This window comes from Plantibacter auratus (assembly GCF_050587365.1).
GTDB classification, from domain to species: domain Bacteria; phylum Actinomycetota; class Actinomycetes; order Actinomycetales; family Microbacteriaceae; genus Plantibacter; species Plantibacter auratus.
This window is the reverse complement of record NZ_JBOBFV010000001.1, coordinates 1258014-1277972: the sequence shown is the minus strand read 5'-3', so window position 1 is coordinate 1277972 and position 19959 is coordinate 1258014. Positions and strand designations below refer to the sequence as shown.

12 protein-coding genes are annotated in these 19959 nt (G+C 68.4%); all 12 read left to right on the top strand.

Annotated features, from left to right (window positions below):
* Positions 1–80 precede the first annotated feature (80 nt).
* The gene (locus tag ACQ3HE_RS05995; protein ID WP_430891675.1) at positions 81–5339 is read left to right on the top strand and encodes an Ig-like domain-containing protein; all 5259 of its coding nucleotides are present in this window, start codon (positions 81–83) and stop codon (positions 5337–5339) included.
* A 48-nt stretch (positions 5340–5387) separates the two neighbouring features.
* A complete protein-coding gene (locus ACQ3HE_RS05990; RefSeq protein WP_079001701.1) occupies positions 5388–6356 on the top strand; it encodes an AAA family ATPase in 969 nt (322 codons plus the stop codon).
* Positions 6353–7732 carry a DUF58 domain-containing protein gene (locus tag ACQ3HE_RS05985; RefSeq protein WP_192018638.1) on the top strand — a complete coding sequence of 460 codons (1380 nt, stop codon included), beginning with the start codon at positions 6353–6355 and terminating at the stop codon, positions 7730–7732. Before ACQ3HE_RS05990 ends, ACQ3HE_RS05985 begins: the two co-directional genes overlap by 4 nt.
* Positions 7729–10182 (top strand): transglutaminase-like domain-containing protein, encoded by a 2454-nt coding sequence (locus tag ACQ3HE_RS05980; protein WP_430891673.1) that lies wholly within the window; start codon positions 7729–7731, stop codon positions 10180–10182. Before ACQ3HE_RS05985 ends, ACQ3HE_RS05980 begins: the two co-directional genes overlap by 4 nt.
* A gap of 37 nt (positions 10183–10219) precedes the next feature.
* Entirely contained in the window at positions 10220–10861 is a 642-nt protein-coding gene (locus ACQ3HE_RS05975) for a spermidine/putrescine ABC transporter substrate-binding protein (protein ID WP_079705259.1), read from the top strand.
* A 120-nt stretch (positions 10862–10981) separates the two neighbouring features.
* Positions 10982–12448: a hypothetical protein gene (locus ACQ3HE_RS05970; RefSeq protein WP_430891671.1), complete on the top strand. Its 1467-nt coding sequence runs from the start codon at positions 10982–10984 to the stop codon at positions 12446–12448.
* A 347-nt stretch (positions 12449–12795) separates the two neighbouring features.
* The gene (gene rpsL / locus ACQ3HE_RS05965; RefSeq protein ID WP_056008169.1) at positions 12796–13170 is read left to right on the top strand and encodes a 30S ribosomal protein S12; all 375 of its coding nucleotides are present in this window, start codon (positions 12796–12798) and stop codon (positions 13168–13170) included.
* Complete coding sequence (rpsG, locus tag ACQ3HE_RS05960) at positions 13170–13640, top strand: 30S ribosomal protein S7 (protein WP_064296707.1); 471 nt, start codon at positions 13170–13172, stop codon at positions 13638–13640. The genes rpsL and rpsG overlap by 1 nt, the downstream gene beginning before the upstream one ends.
* An 87-nt stretch (positions 13641–13727) precedes the next feature.
* Entirely contained in the window at positions 13728–15842 is a 2115-nt protein-coding gene (fusA, locus tag ACQ3HE_RS05955) for an elongation factor G (protein WP_079705261.1), read from the top strand.
* Positions 15843–15983: 141 nt separating this feature from the next.
* Positions 15984–17174 carry an elongation factor Tu gene (gene tuf, locus ACQ3HE_RS05950; RefSeq protein ID WP_064296705.1) on the top strand — a complete coding sequence of 397 codons (1191 nt, stop codon included), beginning with the start codon at positions 15984–15986 and terminating at the stop codon, positions 17172–17174.
* A gap of 170 nt (positions 17175–17344) precedes the next feature.
* Positions 17345–19165, top strand: a complete 1821-nt coding sequence (locus ACQ3HE_RS05945; RefSeq protein WP_430891669.1) for a DUF4012 domain-containing protein — start codon at positions 17345–17347, stop codon at positions 19163–19165.
* A gap of 469 nt (positions 19166–19634) precedes the next feature.
* Entirely contained in the window at positions 19635–19943 is a 309-nt protein-coding gene (gene rpsJ / locus ACQ3HE_RS05940; protein ID WP_005050520.1) for a 30S ribosomal protein S10, read from the top strand.
* Positions 19944–19959 lie beyond the last annotated feature (16 nt).

Genomic DNA, 19959 nt, shown 5'->3' with positions numbered 1-19959 from the left:
CGGACTTCTTTGTTAGAGTGACTCCGCGTTTGCAGCGTGGCGCATCGACCGATGCTTGACCGAACATCACCTGGGGGACCGTGAGCAACTGGAGTGCCTGGCTGCGCAAACGCAAGACGGCGGCGTCCATCACGGCCCTGTCGGTCCTCGTCGCCGTACCGGTGACCGCCGCGCTCATCCACCAGGGCTTCCCGGTCACGGAGGTCGACCTCGAGTCCCGCGACGTCTGGGTCACCAACGGCGAGTCGCTCCTCGCGGGGCGTCTCAACGATCAGATCTCCGAACTCGACGGTGCGGTGTCGACGGCGTCGAACAACGCCGACGTGCTGCAGGACGGCGACGACGTCTTCCTCCAGGACAAGGCGCTGTCCTCGCTCGAGCGCATCGACCCGGCCTTCACGAGCCTCATCCAGCGTGTCTCGCTGCCGACCGGCGCGACGGTGCACTACGGCGGCGACCGACTCTCGGTCGTGGCGGGGGAGACCGGCAAGCTCTGGTCCGTCGACGCCGCGGGCGAGCTCCGCTTCGACCCCACGGAGACGAAGCCGATCGTGTCCATCGGCAAGGCCGGTCAAGCGGTCGTCACCTCGACGGGCACCATCCTCGCGGTCGCACCCGCGAAGGGGCGCCTCTACCGCATCCTGCCCGACGGCACGAAGACCGAGTCGAAGCTCCCGAAGCTCGACGACTACCAGTTGAGTGCGGCCGGTGAGCAGGCCGTCATCCTCGACGTGAAGTCCGGCGACCTCGTGAAGCAGGACGGCTCCGTCGTCGAGCTGCCGGGCAAACCGCTGAAGATCCAAGAGCCGTCGGCATCGGACGACGCCGCCGTCATCGCCACCGGTGACTCGCTCGTCCGCGTCCCGCTCGGCGGCGGCGACCCCGAGGTGCTCGACGCCGATGTCACGACGGCGGCGACGAGCGCTGCCGAGGTCACGGCACCGGTCAACCTCGACGGCTGCATGCACGGAGCCTGGGCCTCATCGAGCCGCTACGCAGCCGAGTGCGCCGACAAGAAGCCCGTCATCGAGGACATCAACCCGGAGACCATCGGCCAGCAGCTCGTCTTCCGGGTCAACCGCTCGGTCATCGCCCTCAACAACGTCCAGACCGGCAACTCCTGGCTCGTGCAGGCGAACATGCGTCTCGTCGACAACTGGGACGAGGTGACGCCCCCGCAGGAGGAGGACGGCGAGGACGGCGATGAGAAGGCCTCCGAGCAGTCCTTCGAGGACACGCTCGCCGAGCGCACCGAGGAGAACCGTCCGCCCATCGCCCGCGACGACGCGTTCGGCGTCCGCCCGGGTCGCGCGACCGTTCTTCCACTGCTCGACAACGATTCCGACGCCGACGGCGACGTCCTGACGATCCAGAACACGAGCGACGTCGCGGCCGAGACCGGCAAGCTGGAGTACATCGACGGCGGGCGCGCGCTCCAGTTCACCCCGGCCGAGGGCTTCGTGGCCGGGACGACGTCGTTCCGATACTCCGTCAACGACGGCCGCCCAGGCGGCGTGGCCGAAGCGAACGTGAGCATCGCCATCAAGCCACCCGAGGTCAACGAGCCGCCGACGTCGCATCGCGAGGCCGCAGTGTCGGTCGAGGCCGGGCAGACGGTCACCTACAACGTGCTCGCCGACTGGCGTGATCCCGACGGCGACGACATCTTCGTCCAGTCGGCCTCACCGGCGTCCAGCGACCTCGTCCGGTTCACCCCGGACGGCTTCGTCACGTTCACGCACGCCTCGCCCGAAATGGGCCCGCGCGACGTCAAGTTCGTCGTGTCCGACGGGGTCAACTCGGCGGAGGGCACCCTCAAGGTCGATGTCCAGCCCGCCGGAGCCTTGAGCCCGATCGGCACACCCGACTTCGTCTCGACCTTCGTCGGCGAGTCCGCGCTCGTCCAGCCGTTGGCGAACGACCAGTCACCGAGTGGGGCCCCGCTCGGTCTCATCGGCGTCGAAGCGTTGCAGGGCGGTCTCGTGTCCTCGCCGAGCCTCGAGAAGCAGTCGGTCACCGTCTCCTCGAACGAGCCCGGCACCTACTACCTGAAGTACACGCTCGGCGCCGGTATCGCCTCGAGCATCGGGCTCATCCGCGTCGACGTCCTCGAGAAGCCGACTGACGTGCGTCCGCCGGTCGCCGTGAAGGACGAAGGCTATCTGCGTCCGAACGAGACGATCACGATCCCGGTCCTCGCGAACGACGAGTCGCCGGGTGGGCAGGTGCTCGCCGTGCAGTCCGTCTCCGTTCCCGACGAGTCCACCTCGTTGTCCGTCGAGGTCCTCGACAGCGCGGTCATCCGCGTGTCCTCCTCCGCGCCGATCGAGCAGCAGCTGCAGTTCACCTACGTCGTGTCCGACGGCACCTCGTCGGCTCAGGCGGCCGTGACGGTCGTCCCGGTGCCACCGCTGCCGAAGCATCAGGCACCGGTCGCGACCGACGATGCCGTCGTCGTCCGCGCGGGCGACATCGCCAACGTCGCGGTGCTCGAGAACGACTACCACCCGGACGCGGCGGTCATGCTCGTCGACCGCCAGCTCGTCGACGATCCGACCGCCGGCCTCGCCTTCGTCGACGACGACGAGGTCCGCTTCCAGGCGCCGAGCGAACCGGGCACCTACACGACGACGTACCGTGTGTACGACACCTTCGGCGAGGCCGACACGGCGACGGTCACCTTCAACGTGGTCGGCGAGGACAAGAAGAACAACCAGCCGCCCGTACCGCAGCTGCTCACCTCGCGCGTGTTCGCGGGTGCGACGGTCCGTGTGGACGTCCCGCTCGACGGCCTGGACCCGAACGGTGACTCCGTCGTCGTCGACGACATCGCCTCGGCACCGTTGCTCGGTCGCGTCATCGATCAGGGGAGCACCTGGTTCGTCTACGAGGCGGCTCCGGACTCCTCCGGCACCGACACCTTCCAGTACCGGGTCAAGGACACCTACGGCGCGGTCGCGGTCGGCACGATCAAGATCGGGGTCATCGGACGCCCGGAGGTCGACGGCCAGCCGAACGCGGTCGACGACTACATCGAGGTCCTGCCGGGCAAGGTGGCGTCCGTGCCGGTGCTCTCGAACGACTCCGACCCGAACGGGTACAAGCTCAAACTCGAACCGAAGCTGCTCTCGGTGGACGACGGCCTCACCGCCGAGGTCAGCAAGAGCCGTGTCGTCATCGAAGTGCCGGAGGAGGAGGCGTTCTTCACGGTCCGGTACCAGATCACCAACGGCAAGGGTGGCATCGACAGCGCCTACATCCAGGTCAAGGTCACGAAGGACGCGAAGCCGCAGTTCCCCGAGGCGGATGACCACGTCCTCGAGGACGCTGACATCGTCGGCAAGAAGACCATCGACATCGACGTGCTCGACGGCGCGCAGAACCCCGGTGGGCTGATCGACGACCTGCAGCCGAGCCTCGAAGGTGTGAACGCCGCCTCCGGCGAGGTCCGCGACGGTGGCACGATCCGGGTGACCCTCACCGACCGACGCCAGGCGATCGCCTACCGCCTGACGGACCCGGTCACGCAGCTGAGCGGTGCCGCGTTCATCATCGTGCCGGCCGCGACCGACGGCGAGCCACCGCGGATGAAGAGTCCGTTGCCGGAGCAGATCGTCAAGGTCAACGAGACGCGCACCTGGAAGCTCTCCGACATCACCGAGGCGCCCTCGGGCAAGCCCGTCACGATCGCCTCCGAGGGCAGTGTCGTCAACTTCCGGAGCAACGGCACCTCCAGCTACATCGACGACGCCACGATCACCTTCACCCCGGCGAAGGACTACCGCGGACCCGCTTCGGTGAGCTTCGAAGCCACCGACGGCCGCGAGAGCAAGCTGCTCACACTGCCGATCACGGTGGGCGACCCGGACCTCGAGGACGTCCCGCCGACGTTCACCCCGCCGACGGTGACGATCGAGGCCGGTGAGGCGCCGATCACCGTCGACCTGCGGGCGTCGAGCGACCACCCGAACCCGAAGATCCTCGCGGCGCTCACCTACCAGGGCTTCGGCGGCACGACCGCGGGCGTCCAGGGCAGCCTCTCCGGTTCGCAGGTCTCGATCTCCGCTCCTCAGGGGACGCAACCCGGCACCTCGGCCACGCTGACGTTCACCGTGAACTACAAGGAGTACTCCGTCCCGGGGTCGATCAACGTCCGCGTCGTCTCCTCGACGAGGCCGCTCCCACGTGCCATCGACGACCGCGTCGAAGAGGGCCGCAAGAACAAGGCCGAGTCGATCAGCGTGCTCGCGAACGACTACAACCCGTTCCCCGACACCCCCCTCAAGATCGTCGACGCCACCGTGGAGAGCGCGCCGGCCGGCGGCGCGACGGCGACCTTCTCCGGGAGCACGGTGACGGTGACCCCCGGCTCGTCGAAGAGCGGGACCGTCAGCGTCATCTACACGGTCCAGGACGCGACGAACGACCCCAACCGAAAGGTCCAGGGTCGCATCACGGTGATCGTGAAGGACGTGCCCGATCCGCCGACCATCAGCGTGAAGAGCGCGAAGAGCGGCAAGATCGTCGTCGTGGTGGGCGGTTCGCCGGCGAGCAACGGTTCGCCGATCGAGTCGCACTGGGTGAAGTGGACGGGCGGCGGCGACCGGCAGTGCGCTCCTGGGAACGACTGCTCCTTCGACGTGACCAACGGGCAGAGCTACACCTTCAGCGCTTACGCGAAGAACGCGGTCGGGAACAGCGCTGATTCGGGAGCCGAGACGGCGACCGCATACGGCGTCCCGAGCGCGCCGCAGAACCCCTCGATCGACTCGTCGGGCGACGCCCCGTCGACGCTGACGATGCGGTGGTCGGCCCCGGCGGACACCGGCGGTCGCGTCGACAAGTACACCTGGCGGGTGATGAAGGGCTCGAGCGCGGTGTACTCCGGCGAATCCACGGGCAGCAAGGTCATGCAGGGCCAGGTCCCATCCGGCACCTACCAGCTCTACGTCTCCGCGACCGGGCCGGGCGGCACCGGGCCCGAGGCCGGCCCCGTCCAGGTGACGGTGAACGATCCGCCGCCGCCGAAGCCGAGCGGATCGCTGTTCAAGTCCACCGGGCCGCACGCCTGCCAGAGCGGCGGGAACGGGTGCTACGACGTCGGCGTCCGGTACGACAACGTGCCGACCGGCAACTACGACGTGCAGATCCAGCGGAACGGTTCCGCCGTCGGCTCGACCTCGAACGTCACCGTCGGTGGCTCCGGAAGTTTCACGCACAACAACCACCTCGGCGTGATCCCCGCGGGCGAGACCATCACGGCCTTCTTCCGCAACACCGCCACCGGCGACACGTTCACCATTGCGTCGACCTCAGCCGCCGCGTGGAACGCGATGTAGCTCCGCCTCCCCTTCGACTCCCCACGACCCGAAAGCACCCCCACGCACATGACTGTCACGCAGGAACAGGCCACCTGGTTCGCCGACGCGTTCGGCAAGCTCGTCGGCAACGTCGAGCAGGCCATCCTCGGCAAGGAGCACGTCATCAAGCTCGTCGTCACCGCCATGCTCTCGGAGGGCCACGTGCTCCTCGAGGACTACCCGGGCACGGGCAAGACCGTGCTCGCCAAGGCGCTCGCGAACACGCTCGACGGCACGAGCTCGCGGATCCAGTTCACGCCCGACCTCCTGCCGTCCGACGTCACCGGTGTGACGATCTACGACCAGGGCAAGGGGATCTTCGAGTTCCACAAGGGACCGATCTTCGCCTCCATCGTGCTCGCGGACGAGATCAACCGCGCCTCGCCGAAGACGCAGTCGGCGCTCCTCGAGGTGATGGAGGAGGGCATCGTCACGATCGACGGCACGAGTTACGAGGCCGGCAAGCCGTTCATGGTCATCGCGACGCAGAACCCGATCGAGCAGGCAGGGACGTACAAACTGCCCGAGGCGCAGCTCGACCGCTTCCTCATCAAGACCACGCTCGGCTACCCCGACCGCCAGACCTCGGTGAACCTGCTCCTCGACGCCTCGAACCGGGCGCGCGCGACCAAGGTCCAGCCGATCATCGCCTCCAGCGCGGTCATCACCATGGCGCAGCTCGCCACCGAGGTGCACGTCGACGGCAGCATCCTCGAGTACGTCGCCGACGTCGTCGCGGCGACGCGGGACGACCAGGACGTCGCGCTCGGCGTGAGCATGCGTGGTGCGCTCGCCCTCGTGCGCGCCGTCAAGACCTGGGCGATCTCGCAGGGACGCACCTATGTCACCCCCGACGACGTCAACGACCTCGCGCAGGCCGTCCTCGCGCACCGCATCATCATCGACCCCGAGTCCGACTTCGCCGGCGTGACCGCGCAGGACGTCGTCGCCCGGGTCCTCGTCAGCATCGCTCCGCCGGCGTACCGCGCAGCATGAGCGAGACCCTCGAGCAGCGCGCCGCCGCCGCGCCGGACGGATCCGATCCGGTCCGCACGGCGACGGTCGGCGCGCCTGCCGAGGCGGGGCCCGAGGGTCCCGATGCGCACATCGATGGCGCGCCGGCTCCCGCTCGACGGCCGAACCCGTTCCGCAGCGCGCTCGACGGCGTCGGTGCCGTCGTCGTGCCCTGGGCCAGGGTCGTCTGGTCGGCTGCGCAGCCCGTGCTCGCTGTCGTCAGCGGCCTCGGCTGGGTCGTGCTCGCGATCGGCGTCATCGCGACCGTCGCCGGCTTCATCCTGGGGTGGGCGGAGCTCGTCTTCCTCGGCTTCGTGCCGCTGGCCGCGTTGCTGGCCTCCGTCGCGTACCTCTTCGGGCGGTCGACCTTCCGCATCTCCATCCACTTGAACCCCAGCCGCGTCACCGTCGGGGAGCGCGCGATCGGGCAGGTCCTCATCGCCAACCCCGGCAACCGCGCCACGACGCCCACGCGCCTCGAGGTCCCCGTGGGCTACGGCCTCGCGGAGTTCGCGATCCCGGCGATCCCGAAGGACGGCGAGCACGAGGAGCTGTTCGCCGTCCCGACGAACCGGCGAGCAGTCATCCCGGCCGGGCCTGCCGTGTCGGTCCGTGGTGATCAGCTCGGTCTGCTGCGCCGCGAGGTGCGCTGGACGGAACCGGTCGAGCTCTTCGTGCACCCTGAGACCACGCGGCTCCACCCGACGGCCGCCGGTCTCATCCGCGACCTCGAGGGCCTCGTCACGAAGACCATCACGAACAACGACATCTCCTTCCACGCGCTCCGCGGGTACGTCCCCGGTGATGACCGCCGCTACATCCACTGGAAGTCCTCCGCGAAGACGGGCCAGCTCATGGTGCGGCAGTTCGAGGAGACTCGGCGGTCGCAGCTCACCATGGTGATGACGACCGACTCCCGCTACTACGCCGACGACGAGGACGAGTTCGAGTTGGCGGTGTCGCTCACCGCGTCGATCGCGACCCAGGTGATCCTCGACCAGGTGCCGATCAGCGTCGTGACCGACCGGCTCGCGCTGCGGACCCACACCGTGACCTCCTTCCTCGACGACAGCTGCAGGCTGCAGCTCGCCGAGGGCACCTTCGACACCCCACGCACCTTCGCCCGGGAGACCACGAAGCGTCTGCCTGCACCGAGTGTCGTCATCATCGTCGCCGGTTCGCGGCTCGAGGCACAGGAGTACCGGGGGATCCAACGCCTCTTCGGTCCCGACGTCAACGTGTTCGGCATCCGGGTCGAACGCGGTGCACGGGCCGGCATCAAGGACGTCGCCGGGATGAACGTCATGACGGTCGGGGCACTGAGCGACCTCGCCAAGGTCATGTCGAGGGCCCTGTGAGCGGGGTCGACGAGCGCACGACCGTGCGCCCCGGACGCGTTCCCGCCGGTTCGGCCGCGGACGTCGACGTCCAGGGCATCGTCCCGACCTTCGTCGCGCCGTGGCCGTTGCCCGGCCGCTCCTGGATCGACCTCGTCGTCGTCTTCGTCCTCGCGGCCCTCGGCCTGCTCGGCTTCGGTGCGGCGCTCAGCGGCACCGGCTTCCTCCTCGCCGGCCTCGGCGGTCTCGCGCTCGGCATGGCGGTCGGTGTCGCCTCCCACGCGCTCCGGCTGAACGCCCTCCTGACCGGTCTCTCGACCGTCCTCGTCTTCTACGTCTTCGGCAGTGCCCTGGCGATGCCGTCGGTCGCGACGTTCGCGGTCCTCCCGAACCTGCGGACCCTCGGTGGGATCAGCATCGGGGCGGTGTTCGGGTGGAAGGACTTCGTCACCCTGCAGACCCCGCTGAGCGCGCCCGCCTACATCATGACCTTGCCCTACGTCGCGGGGATGCTCGTCGGGGTGGTCTCCGCCGTGCTCGCCGTCCGCTGGCTGCCGCGCCGTCCGCAGGTCGCCGTGCGCTGCGCCGTCCTGCTCGTCGGCCCGACCGTACTGTACGCGCTCGGCGTCCTCCTCGGCACGCAGACGCCCTTCCTGGCGGCCGTCCGCGGGATCGCGTTCGCGCTGATCGCCCTCCTCTGGCTCGGGTGGCGGCCGGGTGCCGGTCGTGGCGAGAACGCGGCGGCGTCGACCACCGCCGTCCTCCGTCGCAAGAAGATCATCGGCACGGCCGTCCTCGCCGCCGTCGCGGTCGTCGTCGGCGGCGGCGCGGCCGTGGTCGCCTCACCGCCCACGGACTCCCGGTTCGTCCTCCGCGAGGTCGTCACCCCGCCGTTCGACCCCCTGGAGTACCCGAGCCCGCTCGCCGGGTTCCGCGAGTACACGAAGGACCTCGCCGAGACGAAGCTCTTCACCGCCACCGGCCTCAAGCCGGGGGATCGGATCCGTCTGGCGGCCATGGACAGCTACGACGGACGCCTGTGGACCGTCTCGGGACCGTCCACGGCGACCGACGGCTCCGGTGCCTTCGAACTCGTCGGCGACCACCTGCCCGGACCGAAGCTCATCACGGCCGGTGGCGACCGTCGGGTGTCGATCGACATCACCGGCTACGACGACATCTGGGTGCCCAGTGTCGGATATCCGAGCGCGCTCACCCTCGACGGTAAGGCGTCCGAGCGATCCGAGGACATCCGCTACAACGCCGAGAGCGGCGCGGCCGTCATCACCTCGGGCATCGGCACGGGCGACGACTACGAGGAGCGGACCACGACGCAGGCCGTCCCGAGCGACACGGCCCTCGCGACGACACCGACCGCAGCGGTCGAGCTGCCGCCCGTCACGAACATCCCCGACATCGTCGTCGCGAAGGCCTCGGAGTTCGTCGGAACCGAGACGACGCCCATGGGGCAGCTGCGCGCGATCGAGCAGACCCTCCGCACCACCGGGTTCCTCAGCCACGGGCTCGCCTCGGACAGCTCTCCGTCACGCGCCGGCCACGGTGCCGACCGGATGTCGGAGCTGTTCACCCGCACACCGATGGTCGGCGACGAGGAGCAGTACGCGTCGGCGTTCGCGCTCATGGCCCGCTCGCTCGGCTACCCCGCGCGGGTCGTCATGGGCTTCGCGCCCGAGGTGACCGAGGGCCAGGGTTCGGTGCAGGTCGTCGGAGACGACGTGACGGCGTGGGTCGAGGTGCCCTTCGAGGGCTACGGCTGGGTGGCGTTCTCACCGACCCCCGATGAGACCGAGATCCCGCAGGACCAGGACCCGAAGCCCAAGACCGAGCCGCAGCCGCAGGTGCGTCAGCCGCCGCGCAGCGACAACCTCGACGACAGCCTCCTCACCGAGGCCTCGATCGACGATGGCGACGACAAGGACAAGAACGACGGACTCGTGATCCCGGAGTGGGTCTGGTGGCTCGCGCTGATCGTGGGTGTCCCGGTGTCGCTGTACTTCATCCCGCTCCTCGCCATCTCCGGCGCGAAGCGTCGGCGGACGAAGCGTCGCCGCGCGGGCAGTGGTGACCGCAGCGCCGCCGGCGCGTGGGACGAGCTGATCGACCGCTACGCCGAGCTCGGGTACACGGTGCCCCCGGCCGCCACGCGGTCGGCCACGGCGTCCATGCTCGGTGCCCAGGAACCAGAGGGCGCGACCACGCTCACCGTGCTCGCGGGGACGACCGACGATGTCGTCTTCTCCGGTCGTGACGTGGACGACACGACGGCCGACGAGCTGTGGCAGCGGTCGGAGGCCGAGGCCTCCCGGGCACAGGGAGCGCTCGGCTGGTTCGCCCGCCAGCGGAGCCGGTTCCGCTACCGCGCGAAGCGCAGTCTCGTGAGCCGGCTGCAGCCGTCCGGTGCGCTCGCCCGTCGAGCAGCACGGGACCAGCGCGCCGCCGGGCGGCGCTGAGGCCGATACGACCGCCGAGGCGCTACCCTCGGTGAGTATGGAGCGCTCGCTCGAGACCAGCGTGAGCCAGGCCGTCGACGCCTGGCTCCGGTGGCTGCCGCGCTGGCACCCCGCCGCCCACCGTGGACGCACCCGGATCTGCCGCCGGTGCATCGGGTCGCCGATCCTCCGGGCGGCCGGCCTCGTCGACGACGTCCCGCACCAGGTGCAGCACGGCCTGGCCACCCGGATGAAGGCCCTCGTCGACCACGCGGTGGCGGAGTACACCGAGCGGAACCTCCCCGTCCTCCGCGCCGAACTGCGCGCGGCGGACCTGCGCGAGGCGCAGCGTGCCTACCGCCCCGGGGAGGGGCTCGACCCGGAGTTCGACGGGTTGCAGCTCGACCCCGACCCGGATCCCGAGCAGCCCTACCTCTTCACCCTCGCGGAGCTCGGCGAATCCCAGGCGAGGGCCGTCCCGCCACCCCCGCCGTTGTCGGACGACGCGAAGGAGGCGCTGCGCACCGAGATCGCCCTCGCCGACCAGTGCGCGAACGAGACCGGGCGCCGCATCTGCGAACTCCTCGTCGGGCACCGCCTCGCCATCCACGACGCCGTGGAGCGGTACGTCGAACCGCAGGTCACCGCGCTCCTCGACGACCTCGCGCTGGAGCTGGATTCCCCCACCTCGCCCTGGTAGCTGTCGGGGTTCACCCGGACGCAGGAGGGGAGATCTCCCCATCGTGTTGTCCGACACCCGTCACTATACTTTCGAGCACTTGTCATCAGCACGATCCATGCTCATTGGGGGCGCAACACCATGACCGATCCCGGAGATCAGAACCCGCAGCAGCCCCAGTGGCAGCGACCACCCGCTCAGCCCGACCCACAGCAGGGATGGCAGGGCAACGGTCCGCAGCAGTCGGGCTCAGGCCAGCAGCAGACGGGTCAGTACGGACAGCAGTCGCCGTACGGGCAGTCGCCGACGCAGCCGTCAGGGCAGTACGGGCAGCAGTCCAGCCAGTACGGTGAGCAGTCGTCCGGCCAGCAGACCGGCCAGTACGACCAGCAGACCGGTCAGTACAGCCAGCAGACCGGTCAGTACGGTCAGACGGCGCAGTACGGCCAGCAGCCGACCGAGCAGTTCGGTCAGCAGGGCACCGGTCAGTACGGCCAGCAGCCCACGGCGCAGTACGGCCAGCAGCCCACGGAGCAGTACGGCCAGGCGCCCTACGCGCAGGGCGCCGGCGGGTACGGCGGTGGCCAGCAGCCGCCCAAGAAGAAGCTCTCGAAGAAGGGGCTCACCGGCATCATCGCCGGTGGTAGCGCCCTCCTCCTCATCATCGTCGGTGGCATCGTCGGCGTCAGCGTCGGCAACGCCCTCCACGCCCCGGAGGTGACGGTCAAGAGCTACCTCGACGCCCTCAAGTCGGGCGACGCCGAACAGGCGCTCAAGCTGTCCGGTACCGAGGTGTCGGCGGCCGACGTGCTGCTGACCGACGACGCGTACAAGGCGGCGTCCGGAAAGGTCTCCGGCTACACGATCGGGAAGACGACGACCAGCGGGAACACCGCGACCGTCGAGGCCCGTCTCACCCAGGGCGGCGAGAGCGTCGACCAGGAGTTCACGCTCACCAAGGTGGGCAAGGACGCCGTGCTCTTCGACAAGTGGAAGCTCGAGGCTCCCGAACTCAGCACGGTCCAGGTCGATGTGGTCGCCCCTGAGGACGCGGTCGCGACGGTCGGCGGCGTCGACCTCACCGACGTCGAACCGATCGCCGAGGGTTCGTACCAGCTGCGTGCCCTCCCGGGCACCTACGACGTCGCCCTCAGCGAGAGCGACTGGTACACCGCCGAGGCGACGACCACGACGGCCGTGGGCTTCGGTCAGGCCGCGGAACCCGCGACGCTCGCCGTCGCCCTCACCGACGCCGGGACGACCGCCGTCGAGGAGGCCGTCAACGCGTACATCGACGGCTGCGGTGCGGCGACGGAGCTCGCCCCGGAGGGGTGCCCCTTCGAGATCCGCAACGACACCGGCTTCACCCCCTCCGGTGTGACCTGGAAGTTCGACACGCGCCCGACCTTCACGATCGGTGACTTCGCGGGAGGCGGCTGGACCGTCGACTCCGAGACCGTCGGACGCATGTCGATGACCTGCACGCTGACCGACCCGGCCACTGGCCAGACCGGTCCGGGCTACAGCATCAACCCCGTCGACTTCGTCGTCGGCGGCACGATCGAGGGCTTCACCGACGAGGGCGCGACCTTCGTCCCGTCCCCGTAGACGCCGAGCTGTACGGCCCCTGGGAGCGATGCTCCCAGGGGCCGTCGTCGTTTGACCACAGCCTGTCGGCGGGCTAGTCTTGTTTGGGTGTGCGCGCTGTCGTGCGCTCTCGTGCTGTCCACGTTCTCCGGAGCCTGGCTCGGGGGAGTGGACAGCAGTCTTGCACCATCGGGTTGATCCCCGCCGGGCTGGTCCCGGTTGCCGATCGCCCCCACGGCATACCCACCACGAAAGCGACGCGCACTCGCGCGGCGCCGGTGGGTCCATACGACCTCGTGATCCGGGAGACCGGTCCACGAATGCTGCAGTACCACTGTCACCGTGCAGTCATCATCAAGGAGCAAGTAGTGCCAACCATTCAGCAGTTGGTTCGGAAGGGCCGCAGCCCCAAGGTCGTCAAGACCAAGGCGCCCGCCCTGAAGAGCAACCCCCAGCAGGCCGGCGTGTGCACCCGCGTGTACACCACCACCCCGAAGAAGCCGAACTCGGCGATGCGCAAGGTCGCCCGCGTGAAGCTGCGCAACGGCACCGAGGTCACCGCGTACATCCCCGGTGAGGGCCACAACCTCCAGGAGCACTCGCTGGTCCTGGTCCGTGGTGGTCGTGTGAAGGACCTCCCGGGTGTCCGTTACAAGATCGTCCGTGGCGCCCTCGACACGCAGGCCGTCAAGAACCGCAAGCAGGCTCGCAGCCGCTACGGCGCGAAGATGGAGAAGAAGTAATGCCTCGCAAGGGTCCAGCTCCGAAGCGTCCCGTCGTCGCCGATCCCGTCTACGGCGCCCCCATCGTCAGCCAGCTCGTCAACAAGATCCTGCTGGACGGCAAGAAGGGCCTCGCTGAGCGCATCGTCTACGACGCACTCGAAGGCGTCACCGCCAAGAACCAGGGCGACGCCGTCGTCACGCTCAAGAAGGCGCTCGACAACGTCCGCCCGACCCTCGAGGTGCGTTCGCGCCGCGTCGGTGGTTCCACCTACCAGGTGCCGGTCGAGGTCAAGCCTCACCGCGCCAACACCCTCGCCCTGCGCTGGCTCGTGAGCTACGCGAAGGGCCGCCGCGAGAAGACGATGACCGAGCGTCTCCAGAACGAGATCCTCGACGCATCGAACGGTCTCGGTGCAGCTGTCAAGCGTCGTGAAGACACGCACAAGATGGCCGAGTCGAACAAGGCGTTCGCGCACTACCGCTGGTAGTCGCCGCCCGATGCGAGGGCGGGCGATCCGCCCGCCCTCGCGTCACCGAGTGAATCAGCTCACCCCTACCTATCCCCGGAGGACCCCGTGGCACAAGACGTGCTCACCGACCTGAACAAGGTCCGCAACATCGGCATCATGGCCCACATCGATGCCGGCAAGACCACCACCACCGAGCGCATCCTGTTCTACACGGGCGTCAACCACAAGATCGGCGAGACCCACGACGGTGCGTCGACGATGGACTGGATGGCGCAGGAGCAGGAGCGCGGCATCACCATCACGTCCGCCGCGACGACCTGTTTCTGGAACAAGAACCAGATCAACATCATCGACACCCCCGGCCACGTCGACTTCACGGTCGAGGTCGAGCGTTCGCTCCGCGTCCTCGACGGCGCGGTCGCGGTGTTCGACGGCAAGGAGGGCGTCGAGCCCCAGTCCGAGACCGTCTGGCGTCAGGCCGACAAGTACGACGTCCCGCGCATCTGCTTCGTCAACAAGATGGACAAGCTCGGCGCCGACTTCTACTTCACCGTCGACACGATCATCAGCCGCCTCGGCGCGAAGCCGCTGGTCATCCAGCTGCCGATCGGTGCCGAGTCCAACTTCGAGGGCGTCGTCGACCTCGTCGAGATGCGTGCGCTCACCTGGCGCGGAGACGCCAAGGGTGACGTCGAGATGGGCGCCAAGTACGCCATCGAGGAGATCCCGGAAGACCTCAAGGAGAAGGCGGCCGAGTACCGCACCGCGCTCCTCGAGGCCGTCGCCGAGACCGACGACGCACTCATGGAGAAGTACTTCGGTGGCGAAGAGCTGACCGTCGCGGAGATCAAGGCCGCGATCCGTCACCTCACCATCACGAGCACCATGTACCCGGTCCTCTGTGGCTCCGCGTTCAAGAACCGCGGCGTCCAGCCGATGCTCGACGCCGTCATCGACTACCTCCCCTCCCCGCTCGACGTCCCGGCCATCGAGGCCCACGACGCGCGCGACGAGGAGAAGGTCGTGGAGCGTCACCCCGACTCGACCGAGCCCTTCACCGCGCTCGCGTTCAAGGTCGCGGTGCACCCGTTCTTCGGTCGCCTGACCTATGTCCGCGTCTACTCGGGTCGTCTCGACTCGGGTGCGCAGATCATCAACTCGACCAAGGGCAAGAAGGAGCGCATCGGGAAGATCTTCCAGATGCACGCCAACAAGGAGAACCCGGTCGACTTCGTCACCGCCGGTCACATCTACGCGGTCATCGGCCTGAAGGACACCACCACCGGTGACACCCTGTCCGACCCGCAGAACCAGGTCGTCCTCGAGTCGATGAGCTTCCCGGAGCCCGTCATCGAGGTCGCGATCGAGCCGAAGACCAAGGCCGACCAGGAGAAGCTGGGCACCGCGATCCAGAAGCTGGCCGAAGAGGACCCGACGTTCCGCACCGAGCAGAACACCGAGACCGGCCAGACGGTCATCAAGGGCATGGGCGAGCTCCACCTCGACATCCTCGTCGACCGCATGAAGCGCGAGTTCAACGTCGAGGCCAACGTCGGCAAGCCGCAGGTCGCGTACCGCGAGACCATCAAGCGCAAGGTCGAGAAGTACGGCTACACGCACAAGAAGCAGACCGGTGGTTCGGGTCAGTTCGCGAAGATCCAGTTCGATCTGGAGCCGATGGACGTCACTCCGGAGACGACCTACGAGTTCGTGAACGCCGTGACCGGTGGTCGCATCCCGCGCGAGTACATCCCGTCGATCGACGCCGGTTTCCAGGACGCCCTGCAGGTCGGTGGCCTCGCGGGCTACCCGGTCGTGGGTGTCAAGGCGATCATCACCGATGGTGCGGCGCACGACGTCGACTCCTCGGAGATGGCGTTCAAGATCGCCGGCTCGATGGGTCTCAAGGAGGCCTACTCGCGTGCCAACCCCGTCCTCCTCGAGCCGCTCATGGCGGTCGAGGTGCGTACTCCTGAGGAGTACATGGGCGACGTCATCGGAGACCTCAACTCGCGCCGTGGACAGATCCAGTCCATGGACGACGCCACCGGCGTCAAGGTCATCCGTGCCAACGTGCCGCTCTCCGAGATGTTCGGCTACATCGGCGACCTCCGGTCGAAGACCTCTGGTCGTGCCGTGTACTCGATGACGTTCGAGAGCTACGCGGAGGTCCCGAAGGCTGTCGCCGACGAGATCATCCAGAAGAACAAGGGCGAGTAGTCACTCACTCTCTCTTCACCGCGGTCCGGCCGGGTGTGCGAACACCCGGGCGGATCGCGTAACATGAATACACATCCCTGCAGTGCGTCGGGCATCGAATGGTGCCCGGCGTCCCGCACAACGTCCTGAGGAGGACTCACAGTGGCAAAGGCCAAGTTCGAGCGGACCAAGCCGCACGTCAACATCGGTACGATCGGTCACGTCGACCACGGCAAGACCACGCTCACCGCGGCGATCTCGAAGGTCCTGGCGGACAAGTTCCCGTCCGCGACCAACGTGCAGCGCGACTTCGCGTCGATCGACTCCGCGCCGGAAGAGCGTCAGCGTGGTATCACGATCAACATCTCGCACGTCGAGTACGAGACCCCGAAGCGCCACTACGCGCACGTCGACGCCCCCGGTCACGCTGACTACATCAAGAACATGATCACCGGTGCTGCGCAGATGGACGGCGCGATCCTGGTCGTCGCCGCCACTGACGGCCCGATGGCTCAGACGCGTGAGCACGTGCTGCTCGCCAAGCAGGTCGGCGTCCCCTACCTGCTCGTCGCGCTTAACAAGTCCGACATGGTCGACGACGAGGAGATCCTGGAGCTCGTCGAGCTCGAGGTCTCCGAGCTCCTCGCCTCGCAGGGCTTCGCTGAGGACGCACCGGTCGTCCGCGTCTCGGGCCTCAAGGCGCTCGAGGGCGACGAGAAGTGGGTGCAGAGCATCCTCGACCTCATGGACGCCGTGGACGCCAACGTCCCCGACCCCGTGCGCGACAAGGACAAGCCCTTCCTCATGCCGATCGAGGACGTCTTCACGATCACCGGTCGTGGAACCGTCGTCACGGGCCGCGCCGAGCGTGGCACGCTCGCGATCAACTCCGAGGTCGAGATCGTCGGCATCCGCCCGACGCAGAAGACGATCGTCACGGGTATCGAGATGTTCCACAAGCAGCTCGACGAGGCATGGGCCGGCGAGAACTGTGGTCTCCTGCTCCGTGGCACGAAGCGTGAAGACGTCGAGCGCGGCCAGGTCGTCGTGAAGCCGGGTTCGGTCACGCCGCACACGAACTTCGAGGGCACCGCGTACATCCTGTCCAAGGATGAGGGTGGGCGTCACAACCCGTTCTACGCGAACTACCGTCCGCAGTTCTACTTCCGCACCACCGACGTCACCGGCGTCATCACGCTGCCCGAGGGCACCGAGATGGTCATGCCCGGCGACACCACCGACATGACCGTTGAGCTGATCCAGCCCATCGCCATGGAGGTCGGCCTCGGCTACGCCATCCGCGAGGGTGGCCGCACCGTCGGCGCCGGCACCGTCACCAAGGTGCTCGCGTAAGCATCCGCTGACGCGAACCCCTGATCGACCTCAGGGTCGGCACGGTTCCACACGAAGGGCCCGGAGCATTTCGCTCCGGGCCCTTCGTCGCGCGCGCCGTCGGCCGGTCGGCAACCCAGCGACTCATATGTAAGATATCGGGCGACCCATTCTGCATCGAGCCGCCCGAGGTGACCGTGTCCCGTTCCTCCACCCGCCCGCGTCGTCTGTCGCGCCCACGTGTCCTGATCCCGAGCGCCGTCGCCCTGTCCGTCCTGCTCGGCATCGCTGGAGCCTCCGTGTCGGCGGCGGTGGAGGCCATGTCCGTCCGGGAGGAGCTCGAGTCGGTCCTGCCGGAGCTCGAGACGATTCGGGCGGGCGGCGATGGCGGCGGCACCGACGCGATCGATCCTGCCGCCGTGGAGCGTGCAGGAGATGCGCTCGAGCGGGCACTGGCGTCGACGCAGCGGCCTGACTGGTGGCTTGCGGAACGCGTGCCCGTCTCCGGGGCGAACTTCGAGGCGGTGCGCACGGCCGTCGAGGCGGCGCACGTGGTCGTCGACGAGGTCGTCGAGCCGGTCCTCGCCCTATCCCTCGACGGACTGGCGGTCGACGGGCGACTGGACACGGAGCGGGTGGGGAGACTCGCCCGGAGCTCGGCGCGTGCGCTCGAGCGACTCGAGGAGCAGGTGGCGCGCCTCGACCGTCTCGACCGTTCGGTGCTCCTGCCGCAGGTGGTGTCGGCGCTCGGTGGACTCGACGGACCGCTGCGCGAGGCCTCATCGCTCGCCGCGCGGCTCGCACCGGTGCTTCGGGCGCTGCCCGGGTTCCTGGGGGAGGAGGGTCCGCGAGACGTTGTCGTGCTGTTCCAGAACTCGGCGGAGAGCCGGGCCCTCGGCGGCATCGCAGGAGCTTCGGTGCTCGTGCACGTCGAGGAGGGGGTGCTCAGCGTGACCAGGACCCTCGGCGGCGCGGACTTCGTGTCGCACGCCGATCCGGTGGTGCCCCTTCCGGCCGATGCCGACGCGCTCTATCGGACCGAGGGCTACGCCGCCGCAGGCACCTCCATCCATGAGGTGACGGCGCGGCCGGACTTCCCGTACGGTGCGCAGGTGGCCTCGCGGCTGTGGGAGGAGAGCCAGGGCGTCGTACCGGACCTGGTGCTGGCCGTGGATCCGGTCGCGTTGTCCCACCTGCTGCGAGCGACCGGCCCCGTGGAGCTGGCCGACGGCACGGAGGTGTCGAGCAAGACGGTGGTCGACGAGCTCCTGAACGGCGTGTACCGAGACCACCCCGGTCTCAGCGACGAGGCGAACCGGGCCCAGGACGCGACCTTCACCGCCGTCGTGCAGGCGCTCACGTCGCAGCTGCAGGCGGGGTCCATGGAGGTGCCCCGGGCGATCGACGGCTGGGTCCAGGCGGTCGACGACCGGCGTCTGCTCGCCTGGAGTCCCGACCGCGTCGAGGAGCGGGCGCTGGTGCTCGCCGGGGTCGGCGGAGCCCTGCCTGAGCGTTCGTCTCGTTCGGTGCCGTTCGGGCTGTACCTCTCGGACGCGGTCGGGTCCAAACTCGAGTACTACCTCCGACAGCAGGTCCGTGTCCGTGCGGGGTCGTGCGACGTCGACGGAACCCGCACGGTGATGGTCACGTCGGAACTCTCCAACACGATCGACACGGAGCCGGAGCTCGACACGGAGGCGTTCGACTACATCGCGGGGTTCCACGAGCGTGAGGGGCTCCCACGTGGTTGGATGCGCCTGCGGGTCATGGCCTACGCGCCCGACGGCGCCGTCATCCGCTCGGTCCGGGTTGACGGCGTCGAGGTCCCGTACGCGGCCGGATCGGACGACGGACGCCCGGTGGCCTATGTGGTGGTGGCGATCGCGCCGGGCGCGACGGTGACGCTCGACGTCGATGCGGACGTGTCCGGCGCGACGGTCGACGCGGTGCGGTTCGAGGGCACCCCGGGGGTGCGTGCGGTCGAGGTCGACAACGTCGTCGAGCCCTGCTGAACAGCCGCGACTCGGTGCTCACGACGCCCGAGACTGGGCGGATCCTGACCATCCGCCGACCGCGACACGCCCGGGTTGCACGCATGGTGGATCCGTGGCAAACTAGTCCAGTTCAGTATTTCGGACGAGCGTGCCTGTGCGCGCTCCGGCGGATCACTGCCAGGTAGTGCATAGGAGCTCCCAGACGCGGCAACGCGACAGGGATCGAGCCTAGGCCGCGGGTAGCAGAACACCAATCACTTCATCGCAATCCAGGTCGTAGCAGTGCTACGCCCAGCGCCGACCACGAGTCGGGGTGGATGCCGGTGGATGACCACGAGGGTCGCAAGACACGAGTGGTCGTTGACAGCAGAACAGTGGTGCGACACCAGTAGTGCCAATGGCGCGGAGCAACCGAACGTTGCAAAGCGCACGATATGCGTCCAATACGGAGCGATCCGCACGACGCGAGACAGAGAGTGAGTCACACATGGCGGGACAGAAGATCCGCATCCGACTGAAGTCGTATGACCACGAGGTCATCGATACTTCGGCGCGCAAGATCGTCGACACGGTCACCCGTGCAGGCGCAACCGTCGTCGGCCCCGTGCCGCTTCCGACGGAGAAGAACGTGGTCTGCGTGATCCGTTCGCCGCACAAGTACAAGGACAGCCGGGAGCACTTCGAAATGCGCACCCACAAGCGTCTGATCGACATCATCGACCCGACCCCGAAGGCCGTCGACTCGCTCATGCGTCTCGACCTGCCGGCGGACGTCAACATCGAGATCAAGCTCTGAGCTCGGTAGAGACGGA